The 12196-nt window shown below is 66.0% G+C and carries 16 protein-coding genes; 4 read left to right on the forward strand and 12 right to left on the reverse strand.

From position 1 onward, the window contains the following. The 3 genes from QZ847_RS07435 to QZ847_RS07445 all read right to left on the reverse strand — a co-directional run. A partial coding sequence (locus QZ847_RS07435) for a sigma-70 family RNA polymerase sigma factor (protein WP_294354947.1) occupies positions 1-638 on the reverse strand: 638 nt, incomplete at its 3' end. A 105-nt stretch (positions 639-743) separates the two neighbouring features. Beyond that, complete coding sequence (locus QZ847_RS07440) at positions 744-881, reverse strand: hypothetical protein (protein WP_177171617.1); 138 nt, start codon at positions 879-881, stop codon at positions 744-746. Between the two features lie 72 nt (positions 882-953). Further along, on the reverse strand, positions 954-1748 hold the full coding sequence (locus QZ847_RS07445) for a response regulator (protein WP_294190063.1): 795 nt from the start codon (positions 1746-1748) through the stop codon (positions 954-956). A gap of 235 nt (positions 1749-1983) precedes the next feature. On the opposite strand from QZ847_RS07445, the gene QZ847_RS07450 reads away from it, so the two are divergent. The 3 genes from QZ847_RS07450 (at position 1984) to QZ847_RS07460 (ending at position 4184) form a co-directional block, all read left to right on the forward strand. Further along, positions 1984-2142, forward strand: coding sequence for a NepR family anti-sigma factor (locus tag QZ847_RS07450; RefSeq protein WP_294190064.1), 159 nt, complete (start codon positions 1984-1986; stop codon positions 2140-2142). A 7-nt stretch (positions 2143-2149) separates the two neighbouring features. Continuing rightward, on the forward strand, positions 2150-3736 hold the full coding sequence (locus QZ847_RS07455; protein ID WP_294354950.1) for a sensor histidine kinase: 1587 nt from the start codon (positions 2150-2152) through the stop codon (positions 3734-3736). A gap of 313 nt (positions 3737-4049) precedes the next feature. Then, positions 4050-4184 (forward strand): entericidin A/B family lipoprotein, encoded by a 135-nt coding sequence (locus QZ847_RS07460; RefSeq protein ID WP_294190066.1) that lies wholly within the window; start codon positions 4050-4052, stop codon positions 4182-4184. Between the two features lie 142 nt (positions 4185-4326). On the opposite strand, the gene tatC is transcribed toward QZ847_RS07460, so the two are convergent. From tatC to argS, 8 genes are read right to left on the reverse strand one after another with little or no spacing between them, the layout of a single operon-like run. After that, entirely contained in the window at positions 4327-5091 is a 765-nt protein-coding gene (gene tatC / locus QZ847_RS07465) for a twin-arginine translocase subunit TatC (protein ID WP_294354953.1), read from the reverse strand. Between the two features lie 13 nt (positions 5092-5104). Beyond that, entirely contained in the window at positions 5105-5551 is a 447-nt protein-coding gene (tatB, locus tag QZ847_RS07470) for a Sec-independent protein translocase protein TatB (RefSeq protein ID WP_294354958.1), read from the reverse strand. A gap of 29 nt (positions 5552-5580) precedes the next feature. After that, entirely contained in the window at positions 5581-5817 is a 237-nt protein-coding gene (locus QZ847_RS07475) for a twin-arginine translocase TatA/TatE family subunit (protein ID WP_294190069.1), read from the reverse strand. A gap of 26 nt (positions 5818-5843) precedes the next feature. Then, positions 5844-6419 carry an SMC-Scp complex subunit ScpB gene (scpB, locus tag QZ847_RS07480; protein ID WP_294354960.1) on the reverse strand — a complete coding sequence of 192 codons (576 nt, stop codon included), beginning with the start codon at positions 6417-6419 and terminating at the stop codon, positions 5844-5846. Beyond that, positions 6416-7144 carry a ScpA family protein gene (locus QZ847_RS07485; protein WP_294354964.1) on the reverse strand — a complete coding sequence of 243 codons (729 nt, stop codon included), beginning with the start codon at positions 7142-7144 and terminating at the stop codon, positions 6416-6418. Before QZ847_RS07485 ends, scpB begins: the two co-directional genes overlap by 4 nt. Before the next feature lie 11 nt (positions 7145-7155). Further along, positions 7156-8157, reverse strand: coding sequence for a beta-N-acetylhexosaminidase (nagZ, locus tag QZ847_RS07490; protein WP_294354966.1), 1002 nt, complete (start codon positions 8155-8157; stop codon positions 7156-7158). A gap of 60 nt (positions 8158-8217) precedes the next feature. Continuing rightward, positions 8218-8946, reverse strand: a complete 729-nt coding sequence (locus QZ847_RS07495; protein ID WP_294354969.1) for an SPOR domain-containing protein — start codon at positions 8944-8946, stop codon at positions 8218-8220. Further along, complete coding sequence (gene argS / locus QZ847_RS07500; RefSeq protein WP_294354973.1) at positions 8946-10673, reverse strand: arginine--tRNA ligase; 1728 nt, start codon at positions 10671-10673, stop codon at positions 8946-8948. The genes QZ847_RS07495 and argS overlap by 1 nt, the downstream gene beginning before the upstream one ends. Before the next feature lie 179 nt (positions 10674-10852). Here argS and QZ847_RS07505 point away from each other — a divergent pair, with 179 nt between their 5' ends. After that, entirely contained in the window at positions 10853-11143 is a 291-nt protein-coding gene (locus tag QZ847_RS07505; RefSeq protein WP_294354975.1) for a hypothetical protein, read from the forward strand. Between the two features lie 66 nt (positions 11144-11209). Here QZ847_RS07505 and dgt read toward each other — a convergent pair. After that, positions 11210-12196, reverse strand: a 987-nt coding sequence (dgt, locus tag QZ847_RS07510; RefSeq protein WP_294354978.1) for a dGTP triphosphohydrolase, incomplete at its 5' end; no start/stop codon positions are given.

A 12196-nucleotide genomic window follows, 5' to 3' on the forward strand; every position in this document is an offset into this window, starting at 1 on the left:
CGTTCGCGCGCGAGTTCGTCGACTTCACCCATGATCGAGTCGAGCGTGGAGCGGCCGTTGTCGCTCTCATGGTCGCGACGAGACTTGAGCGTGCCATCGCTCAGCAACGCCTCGAGCGCGACACGGCCACGTGCGACGCGGCTCTTGATCGTGCCGACCGCTACGTTGCAGATTTCGGCGGCTTCCTCATAGGCGAAACCACCGGCACCAACGAGGATCAACGCCTCGCGTTGCGGCTGCGGCAGGTGCATCAGCGCACGCTGCATGTCCGCCAGCTCGACGTGCTTGTCCTGGCTCGCCGGCGCCGCGAGTACGCGGTCGGCGACCAGATCGTCCCACTCACCCTTAAAGCGCGCGCGCCGCATCTGCGACAGAAACAGGTTGCGCAGGATGATGAAGGTCCACGCGCGCATATTGGTGCCGGCCTGGAACCGCTTGCGCGCCGCCCAAGCCTTCAACAACGTTTCCTGCACGAGATCGTCGGCGAGATCGCGGTTTCCCGACAAAGAACGACCAAAGGCGCGAAGGTGCGGAATGACCTGCGCCAGTTGCGCCTTGAACTCGGGATCGGAGAGCGAGACGTGCTCGACGGGCGCAATGCCGTCGGCGCCCGGCGCGCTCACTGGGGATTGGGTCATGCCGCTCCGTTGCATAGGCTTCGCCCCGCCACCGGGCACGTTCGCCTGTCCAAGATAATCACCGTCGGTCGGCTTTGCCACCCCTACGAACATCTAACGCCCCGATCAGAACAGCAGAAGTGCGGCGAAGATCACGATGATCAACACGAGCGATGCGCCGAGGACGTAGCGCCCGACGCCCGGGGTCGACGCTGCGCGCGCCTGATCGGTTTCCACGTGAACGCGTCCGTCGTCATTCGTCATGGTCGTTCAACCCCGCTGAACCGTTTTGGGTCCGTATCGAACGAACGAACCATGACGATGTTTCGTTCGCACTCAGGCCGGAACGGTGCTCTGGTCGAAGAACAGCGCCTGGCTGATCGCCGCCTTCACGGTCGAACGCTGGAACGGCTTGGTGATCAGGAACGTCGGCTCGGGCCGCTCGCCCGTCAGCAGTCGCTCGGGAAAGGCGGTAATGAAGATCACCGGCACGTTGAACTCGGCGAGGATGTCCTTAACCGCATCGATCCCCGAGCTGTCGTCGGCCAGCTGAATGTCGGCGAGCACGAGACCGGGCCGGTCCTCCATCGCGAGCGCCACCGCCTCATCGCGCGTCACGGCGACACCGGTCAGCTCGTGACCCAAGTCGCGCACGATACTTTCGATATCCATCGCGATGATCGGCTCGTCCTCGATGATCATCACACGCGCGCGCGTCTGCTTCTCGATCTCGGCCAGTGCTTCGTTGACCAGCTCCTCGACGCGCTGCGTGTCGGCGTCGATCAGATAGGCCGCGTCCTCGGGCGTGAACCCTTCCATTGCGGTCAGCAGCAGTGCCTGGCGCGACAGCGGGCTCATCCGTGCCAGTCGGGCACGCGCAATCGCCTCCGAATCGTCGACGCCACCGGCGTCCACGTCTTCTTCGATGTGCGCCGAGTTCCAGATCGCCTGAAAGGTACGATACAGCCCTAGGCGCGGATCGACGTCGCGCGGAAATTCCTCGGGAGCCGCAACGATCGCCTCCAGCGTGGCGCGAACGTAGCGGTCGCCCTGCATCTGGCTGCCGGTGAGCGCGCGGCCGTAGCGGCGCAGAAACGGCAGATGCGGAGCGAGTTGTTGACCCAACGACATGTGTAGAAAGCCCTCCCTTGGACAAGGACGCCGGACGGCGCTTGCCCGTTTCAATCGCGCGACTTAATCGCCCAGGACGCTGGCCCCCGGTTCGAGATTTTCGTCACTCGCAGCGGGAACCATCGAGAAGCTGTTTGGTTTCATCGCTCCAACGCGGGGACACACGCGTACAAAGGGCTACAGTTATTTCTTTCGTCCAGCCTCCCGCCGCGTGGGGGCGATTGGGGGGCATGCGTTGACGTCCGAGAAGAAGCTGCCGGATAAGCCGAAGAAGAGCACGGCGGCACAGTCGAAGAACCGCGACATGGGCTCGGCGCTGCGATCGGTGTACCAGAAAACCGTCGAAGAGGCCGTGCCCGACGATCTGATGTCACTCCTCGGCAAGCTCGACTGACGGTGTCATGACCGACGTGTCTGCCGCTGGCGTCACGCGGGACGCGCGGCAAGATTATCTTGCGCGCTGGCCGACCGGCGCAAAACTGTTCCTGATCTTAAGCCTCGCGCTGCTTCCGCTCGCGCTAATCGCAGTGTTCGCGACGTTGCGGGTCACCCAGATTGCCGACACGGAATTGCGTTCACACCTGCGCGTCGCCGCAGCCGAGAGCAGTCGCTCGATCTCGATCGAGCTGGTCGGCGACATGACGGCGCTCAGGGTCGCGCTCGACGCACTGACGCTTGATCCAGCAAATGCCCCGAGTTGCGCCCGAGTCCAGGGTGTCTTCGCCCAGCAATCCGTCGCTGGCGCTGAGTTTGTAATCCTCGACGGCGCTGGTCGCGTCATCTGCGGACGCGAATTTGCGGGCGCACAGCGAGCCGCTAACGAGCCGGCCTCGTCGGGCACGACCGCACACTTCGTCGCGGATCGTGGGCTGGTGCTTCGCGTCAGCGGTGATGACCGGGGTTTAAGCGGCGCCGCCTTCTTCCCCCGCAAGTTCCTGTCGAAAATTGGACAACCGAGCGGCTTCTCCTCCGATTACGGCGCGACGCTGGTCGACGAGGACGATCGGCTCACGCTCGTGCCGCTGGCACGCGAACGGACCTTCGAGCGGCGTGAGGCCATACGCGAGGATCTCGGCATCGCCAATCTGGTGCTGGAAATGCAGGTACGCAGCGCGCCGATCGGGTCGCCGCTGATCCTCGCGCTCGCGCTGCCGCTGCTGATGTGGGCGGCGGCGGCGGCGATCGCATGGTTCGTCGTGGATCGTCTGCTGATCGCACCGTTGCGCTCGCTGCGCAGCAGTATCGCGGCCTACGAGCCCGGCGACGAACCCGATGCCGCTTTGTACCGCGCGCTCCCGGCACAGGAACTGCGCGATCTGGGCGAAACGTTCCGCGCGCTCAGCCGCACGGTCGCGGTCCACGAGGCCGGTCTGGCCGAAGGATTGGTCCGACAAACCAAGCTGACCCGCGAGGTGCACCACCGGGTCAAGAACAACCTGCAGGTCATATCCAGCCTGATCAACTTCCACGCGCGCGGCGCCAAGTCGCCCGAGGCGTCGCAGGCGTACAGCTCGATTCAACGGCGTGTCGACGCACTGGCGGTAGTGCACCGCTATCACTTCGCAGAGATGGAAGAGAACCGTGGCGTCAGCATGCGCTCGGTCTTTAGCGAACTGTCGTCGAACCTGCGCGCAACCGCGCCCGAACATACCCAGATCGGGATCGGGTTAGAGGTCGACCCGCTCTACGTCACGCAGGACGTGGCAGTACCGGTCGCGTTCCTGATTACTGAATTGGTCGAACTCGCCATGACGTGCGACGCCTCGCCGCAATTCCGCATCACGCTGCGGGCCGGTCCTGAACCCGATCGAGCAATGCTGCGCGTTTCCTCGCGTGCGCTGATCGACAGCGATTGCCTGCGCGACGGCCTGAAAAATCGCTTTGGGCGCGTAATTGAGGGACTGACGCGTCAGCTGCGGTCGACGCTGCAACACGATCCGTTGTCGGGTGCGTATGAGGTGAAGATCACCACAATCGACAGCGACTAAGGCTTATATTTGCCCTTTCGCCAAGGTTCGTTGCCCTTGCCATTTTTGGAAATTGCGCCTGACTCGCGTTGTCCAAGAAAAAGCCGGATCGGTGCGGAACCCCCATACCAACATGACGTTCTACATCCCGGACCGCGACTAAACGCCCCCCGCTCTCGCGGTCCACGACATAGGCCCGGAAGCATCAACCCCTCCCCCCCCGGTGATGCTTCCGGGCCTTATTTCTTTCACTTCATGATCGGCACGCGGGCGGAACGAACCTGCCATGCGCGCATTGAACCGCCAGGCATCAAGCCGAGCAGGAGATGTTTCAATGCGTAAGATCGTGGCCGTCGCAATCCTGGCCAGTGCCCTGACCCTCGGGGCATGCAACACCATCGAAGGCGCAGGCAAGGACGTATCCTCGGCCGGACAGACGGTGGCGAAGACCGCGGACGACGCGAAGTAAGCGCAAGCGCTCTCAGCGGAGCCTGAACAGGCGGTCGGCGTAAGTCGACCGCCTTTTTCGTATCAAGTGCCGTACGAAAAGATGAGAATTCCAATCGAAGACCAGCGAAGACACACGGCGCATTCGCCTTCGGCAGCGATCTTCAGGTAGCCGCTTGCCCAGCCTCACGCGCCCGCCGCCGTTCGGTGAACCAGATACCGACGATCGCCAGTTCGTAGAGGATCACCAGGGGTATCGCGAGCAGCAGTTGTGATCCCACGTCGGGTGGCGTCAGCACAGCCGCGATCGCGAAGGCGGCGACGATCGCGTAGCGCCGCGCTGCGATCAACTGCTTGCGCGTGACGACCCCGGCCCGCTCCAACAGCATCAGCAGCACGGGCAGCAGGAACGCCGCACCGAAACCGAACAGGAATTGCATGATGAAGGAAAGGTAATTGCCCACGGCGGGCAGCGCTTGTTGCTGCACCCCGCCGATCATGCCGGTGTAACCGAGCAGGAAGTGGAGGGCCATCGGCACGGCGACGTAATAGGCCATTGCCGCGCCCATGATGAACAACACCGGCGTCGCGAGCAGGAACGGCAGCAGTGCGCGCTTCTCCTTGCGGTACAGGCCCGGCGCGACGAACTGCCACAGCTGGTTGGCAATCACCGGGAACGACAACATCATCGCGGAGAAGAACGCGACCTTCACCTGAACGAAGAAGGCCTCGAAAATCTGCGTGTAGATGACGGTCTTCTGTCCCGCGTGCAGCAGTGGCTGCACAAGGAACGCGAAAATGTCCTCGGCGAAATACCAGCAGACAAAGAACGCCGCGGTGATCGCCGCGATACAATAAAGCAGGCGACGGCGCAGCTCGAGCAAATGGTCGAGCAGCGGCGCGCGCGATTCGTCCAGTTCCTCGCTCACGCCGCGTCCTCGCTCATGATTGCGCCTTGTCGACCGGTGCAGGCTTCTCGGAAGGTGGTACGTGGTGCGCGCCCGCGTCGTCCGACGCCGTACCCACGTCAGCGTCGCTGGCGCCGACGCGCGGGTGCTCAATCAACTGCGGCTGCGCAACCATGACCGGGTCTGTCTCTTCACCCGCGGGCGCAGGCAGCGCCGCGTGCCCATCGCCGGCGTCGGACAGTGGGTTGGCATGCTCGCGCATGATCCGCTCGTTCTCCGCCTTCCACTTCTTTTCCATTTCGGCGAGTTCAGCCTCGCGGACCATCTCGTCGAAGCCGGAGCGGAACTGGCGCCCGACCGCGCGCGCGCGACCGACCCAGTAACCGACGACGCGCAGCGCCTTCGGCAGGTCCTTCGGGCCGATCACCACCAGCGCGATGAACGCGACCAGCAGGAATTCGGACGGGGCGATGTCGAACATTCAGCGCAGCCGGACTGATTCGGATCGGGTCAGCGATCCTCGCGGACGCGATCGGCATCGCGCTCGTAAGCCGGGTGCGCCGATGACTGCGCCTCGATGCGCGGCTTGGGGCGGGTCGTCTCCTCGTCTTCCTCGGCCATGCCCTTTTTGAAGCTCTTCACACCCTTGGCGACGTCGCCCATCATGGCGGAAAAACGGCCACCGCCGAGCAGCAGGATCGCGATCACCGCGAGGACGAGGATATGCGGAAGGCTGAAACTGCCCATGACGTAGTCTCCTGTTCGCGCTCTATCTAATCGTCGTCGTCCGCCTTTGCTACCTCGACCTGCTCAAGCGCGACATTGACCGGATCGAGCAACCCGGCGGCGCGCAGGTCTTCGATGCCGGGCAGATCGCGACGTGAGGCAAGCCCGAAATGCGCGAGAAACTCGGGCGTGGTCGCGTAAGTGAGCGGACGCCCGGGCACTTCGCGCCGACCGGCGGGGCGGACCCAGCCAGCCTCCATCAGCACGTCGAGTGTCCCGCGCGAGATCTGCACGCCGCGAATCGCCTCGATATCGGCGCGGCTGACGGGTTCGTGATAGGCGACGATCGCTAGCGTCTCGATCGCGGCGCGACTGAGGCGGCGCTGCTCCTCGCGGTCGCGGCGAAGCAGATGCGCCAGATCTGGCGCGCTCTGGAAATGCCAGCGTCCGCCACGCTCGACCAGTTCGACACCGCGGCCCGCGTAATCTCGCGTGAGGCGGCCAAGTGCCGCCCGCACGTCGGTGACGCCCGTGTGGGCGCGGATGGTGTCGGGCGACAGCGGCTCGGTCGCCGCGAACAGAACCGCCTCGACCGCGCGCACGTCGTCGTCGGGCGGGTTCATCGTATTGACCGGAGGTAGAGCGGCGCGAAGGGTTCGGCCTGACGCAACTCCACACGGCCCTGACGCGCCAGCTCGAGTGCGGCGAGGAACGACGAGGCAAGCGCCGAGCGACGCAGCTGCTCCGACGCCGCTTCGGGGAGAAATCGCCCGATCGCCTGCCAGTCGACGACCGATCCGACCATCGCCGCGACCCGCTCCAGCGCGGCGTCGAGCGTCATCACCTCGCGGTCCTGCACGACATGCATGACCGGTCGCGTGCGCGCGCTGACACGGCCGTAGGCGGAGATCAGATCGTACAGCCCGGCCGTCCAGTTGCTACGCCGCATTGTCCGCAGTCCCTCGGGCGCGCCGCGCGTGAACACGTCGCGACCCAGCCGATCGCGCGCCATCAATCGTGCGCCGGCCTCGCGCATCGCTTGGAGCCGCTCCAGCCGAAGCTGCAGCCGCAGCGCGAGTTCCTCGGGATCGGGTTCGACGGCGGGATCACGCGGCAGCAGCAGCGCGCTTTTCAGATACGCGAGCCAAGCCGCCATCACGAGGTAATCGGCCGCGAGTTCGAGCCTGGTGCGCCGCGCGCGCTCGATATAGGCGAGGTACTGCTCGACCAGTGCGAGGATCGAGATCTGCTTGAGGTCGACCTTCTGCGCGCGCGCGAGGCTGAGCAGCACGTCGAGCGGCCCTTCCCACCCGTCGAGATCGAGCAGCAATTGCTCGGGCGCGGCCATCGCCTGCGCGCTCAGGCGAGCGCCAGCAACGCGTCGCGCTTGGCGGTCAGCTCGGCGAGATCGCCCGCGGATTTCCCCACGCTCGACATTGCCGCGTCGAGCCGCTCGCGACCGCGCAGGGTGATGTCGGGCAGCGCGGCGGCGATCGCTTGCATCTCGTTCATGCGCGCCCAGCAATCGAGCACCACGTCGCACCCTGCCGCGATCGCGCCGGCGGCCTTCTCGGCCGGCGTACCCGACAGCGCCTTCATGTCGATGTCGTCGGTCATCAAGAGGCCTTGGAACCCGATACGCTCGCGAATAATCTGCTGGATGACGATTCGCGACAGCGTCGCGGGGCGGTCGGCGTCCCACGCCTGATAGACGATGTGGCTCGTCATTCCCATCGGCGCACCCGCAAGCGTCCGGAACGGTGCGAGATCTTCTTCCAGTTCCTCGGCGGAGGCGGTGACGGTCGGCAGGTGATAATGCGAATCGGCCAGCGCCCGGCCGTGCCCAGGCATGTGCTTGACCACGCCGACAACGCCACCAGCGCGCAGCCCCTCCAGCGTCGCCCGCCCCATCGCGGCAACCCGCATCGGCTCGCGGCCGTAGGCACGGCTAGCGATCGCCTCGGTCGTGTCAGCGCGCGCGACATCGAGCAAAGGCAGGCAGTTCACGGTCACGCCCACCTCGGCGAGCGTCAGCGCGAGCGCGTGCGCGTTGGCGCGCGCCGCCTCAATCCCCGACATTGGCGCGCGTTCGTAGAGCGCGTCGAACGCCGGCCCGGCGGGGAAGCTCGGCCATTCGGGTGGACCAAGCCGCGCGACGCGCCCGCCTTCCTGATCGATCAGGATCGCGACATCTTCGCGCCCCTCAAGCTCGCGCAGGCTGTCGGTCATGGCGCGAAGCTGTTCGCGTGTCTCGACGTTGCGCTTGAACAGGATGTAGCCGGCGGGTCGCGCCTCGGCGAAGAAGGCGCGCTCGTCGGTGGACAATATTGGCCCCGACAGGCCGAAGATGACGGGCTTCATGCCGCTGCGGTTACGCCAAACACGGGGTCGACGAAACCCGCCCGGTTCCGCTGGTGGCGTTCAGCTGGTGACGAAGCAGCTCTCGCCCGCGACCTTCAACCGACCGCAGATGTCGGCGGCGGCGTTGGCGCTGCCCGCGTTGACGCGCAGGCGATAGACGGTGCGCCCGTTGACCTCAGCCTTCTGCACATCCTTGCCGAGCGGTGCGACATAGCCGAACCGCTTGGCAACCGCGCTCCACGCCGAGTTCGCCGCGGCCTCACTCGGGAAAGCGCCGAGCTGGACCAGGCTGCCGCCCGACCCGGCACCCGGCACTGCCGCGACCGGCGCAGTCATCGGGCGTTGTGCACGAAGCGGGGCGCTCGCCGCCGGCACTGCGACGCTCGCCGAAGTGGTGCCGCTGCGCGGCGTCGGCTGCGTGGCCGGGCGACGCGTGCCGCTGATCGGCGCCTCCGGTACCGCCTTCAGATCGATCGAGCCGTTCGGGTTCGCACCCGCGCTGGTCGCGATCGCGGCATCGCCCTCGCCGTTGACCTTCAACCCGCCGGGATCGTCGGGCTTGATCTTGTAGTCGCCTTCCTGCGCCGCGATCAGCTCACCCGAGCCGTCCGCAGCGCGGCCGGTCTGCAAGCGGTACAGGCCGAAGATCACGCCGCCGAGCACCAGCAGACCGAGCAGGACCAGCAGCACGACGCGCCCGCCGCCCGAGCGTTGCGGCTCGTCGGGTTCGACCGTTTCCAGCCACGGCAGCCGGTCCTCGTCGCGCTCGAACTGATCCGAGGTCGCCATCAGTGCATCTCCGAAACCGCCTCCACGCCCATGATGGAGAGGCCATTGCGAATAATCTGTCCGATGCCCGCCGCCAAGGACAGGCGTGCAGCCGTGACACTGTGGTCGTCGGCGATCAGGTAGCGGCGGTCGGGACGGTCGTTACCGACGTTCCACGCGGCATGAAATTCGGCCGCCAAGTCGTAGAGATAAAAGGCGATCCGGTGCGGCTCTCGCGCTGCCGCCGCGGTCTCGACAATCCTCGGAAACTGCGCTGCCAGCTTCACGAGCGCGAGGTCCTCCGTGTCAAGCCGGGACAAATCGGCGCCCTCCACGCTGACCCCCGCTTCGGCCGCTCGGCGGTGCAACGAGGCAACGCGTGCGTGCGCGTATTGGACGTAGAACACCGGATTGTCCTTTGACGCCTCGACCACCTTGGCAAAGTCGAAATCCATCTGCGCGTCGGCACGCCGGGTCAGCATGGTGAAGCGCACCACGTCCTTGCCGACCTCTCGCACTACGTCCGCGAGAGTCACGAAATTACCCGCGCGCTTGCTCATCTTGACCGGTTCGCCCGCGCGCAGCAGCCGCACCATCTGCACGATCTTGATGTCGAAGCGCGTCTTGCCTTCGGTCAGCGCGGCGACGGCGGCCTGAATGCGCTTCACCGTGCCGGCGTGGTCGGCACCCCAGATGTCGATCAGCTGGTCGGCCGATTGCGCCTTTTGGAAATGGTACGCCATGTCGGCACCGAAATAAGTCCAGCTGCCGTTCGACTTACGGATCGGACGGTCCTGGTCGTCGCCGAAGCGGGTCGAGCGGAACAGCGGCAGCTCGACCGGCTCCCAGTCCTCGGGGGTCTCACCCTTCGGTGCCTCGAGCACGCCGTCGTAGATCAGGTCGCGCGCGCGCAGCCACGCCTCGGCCTCCTCGGGCTTGCCCGCCGCCTGCAACGCCGCCTCGGAGGCGAACACGTCGTGATGGATGCCGAGCAGCGCGAGATCGGCCTTGATCAGTGCCATCATCGCGTCGACCGCGCGCGTGCGGAACAGGATCAGCCACTCGCTTTCCGACGCCGACGCGTAGCGATCGCCGAACTCGGCGGCGAGCGCCTGTCCGACCGGGACGAGATAGTCACCCGGGTACAGTCCTTCTGGGATCGCACCGACATCCTCGCCCAGCGCCTCGCGGTACCGGATGTGCGCCGAGCGCGCGAGCACGTCGACCTGGCTGCCCGCGTCGTTGATAACGTACTCGCGGATCACCTCGTGCCCGGCAAAGGCGAGCAGGTTGGCGAGCGAATCGCCCACCACCGCGCCGCGGCAATGCCCCATGTGCATCGGACCCGTTGGGTTGGCCGACACATATTCGACGTTGACGCTGACGCCGTCGCCCACGCTCGAGCGACCGTAATCCGCACCGCTCGCCGCGACCGCGCGCAGTTCGTCGCGCCACGTGTCGTCGGACAGGCGCAGGTTGATGAAGCCCGGACCCGCAACATCGGCCGCGGTGACACTGGGTAGCGCGGAGAGTTGGCCTGCAATCTTCTCGGCGAGCTGGCGCGGGTTGGTCTTCGCCGGCTTGGCGAGCACCATCGCGGCATTGGTCGCGAGGTCGCCGTGGCTCGGGTCGCGCGGCGGCTCCACCGTCACATTGCGGCGGTCAAGATCGGCGGGCAGCTCTCCGGCGGAAACGAGCGCGTCGAGCGCGTCACCCACATGGGCGGCGAAGCGGGCGTACAATGTCATAGTGGCGCGGCCTTAGACCAAGGTGCGCGCGCACGCAAAAGCGTGTGTCAGGCAGACACCGTCGTGGATTGCACGCGCTGCAATCGCGTTGGCACCAAACTCATTTGCCCATGCTGCACCGCACAAATAATTCGTGTGCATCGAGCCCGTCGCGGGCATCAACCAACCGGGAGCAACACATGCGCAAGTTCGCCTTCATCGCCGCCGCCGCTGCCAGCGCGCTCATCTCGACCGTCGGCATCGCTGCCGAGCCTGCGCAGCAGCGCTTCACGCACGAGGGTCGCACCTATGTTTACACGCAGACCGCGCGCCAGAACGGCAAGACGCTGATCGAGGGTCACGAGGTCGACAGCCACGAGAAGTTTCGCCTGCTGGTCGATGGCGACCGCGTGCGCGGCACCAGCAACGGCTATCCAGTGTCGTTCCGTGCCAGGAACGCCGTCGTGGCGAGTGCCGCCGCCGCGAACTGAACGCTCGAACCTTCCCGAAAATGACGGCGTCCGCTCTCGCGAGCGGGCGCCGTTGTCGTATGGACGTCAGAATCCTTCGGGCAGGTCGATCGGGCCGACTACCTCGCGGTAGCGCGAAATGGCGTACCGATCGGTCATGCCGGCGATGAAGTCGGCGATGTGGCGGCTCAGCTGCGGCTCCGTCTCGGGCAGGCGCACGCGCCACTCGTCCGGCAGAAGCGCAGGATCAACGTGATAGGCCGCGAACAAACCATCGATCAGGCGATCCGCCGCCTCCGCCGCGGCGAGCTGGCGCGGGTGATGGTAGAGGTTGGCGTACATGAATGCTTTCAGCGCACGCTCGTCCGCCGCCATCTGATCCGAGAAGCCGACCAGCGCATGCCCGGCGCCGCGCACGTCCTCGACGCTCCGCACGCCTGACGCGGCGATCCTCCGCGCCGTCTCGGCGATCAGGTCGTTGACCATCGCGCCGATCTGGCTGCGGATCACCTCGCCGTGCAACCGTTCGTCGTCCAGATCCGCGAAGGAGGCACGCGCCGTCGCCCACCCACGCGCAACGAGCGGTACGGCGCAGAGCTGATCGACCGTCAGCAGCCCTGCCCTCAACCCGTCGTCGATGTCGTGATTGTCATAGGCGATGTCGTCGGCCAGCGCGGCAACCTGCGCCTCGAGCGACGCATAGCTGCCGAGTTCGAGCTTCGCCTGCGCGTCGGCCTCGGCCAGCGCCCATTCGGGCGCCGCGATGGTTCCATTGTGCTTGGCGAGGCCCTCCAGCGTTTCCCATGTCAGGTTCAGTCCGGCGTAGCGGGGATACGGACGCTCCAACGTCATCAGCGTGCGCAGCGTGTGCCCGTTATGATCGAACCCGCCCTTGCCGGCCAGCGCCCGCTCCAGCGCGTCCTCGCCCGCGTGGCCGAACGGGGGATGACCGATGTCATGCGCGAGGCACAGCGCCTCCGTCAGATCCTCGTTGAGCCCAAGCGCGCGCGCGATCGTGCGGCCGATCTGCGCGACCTCGATGCTGTGCGTAAGCCGTACGCGGAAATGGTCGCC

The sequence above is a fragment of the uncultured Sphingomonas sp. genome (assembly GCF_913778135.1).
Lineage (GTDB): Bacteria > Pseudomonadota > Alphaproteobacteria > Sphingomonadales > Sphingomonadaceae > Sphingomonas.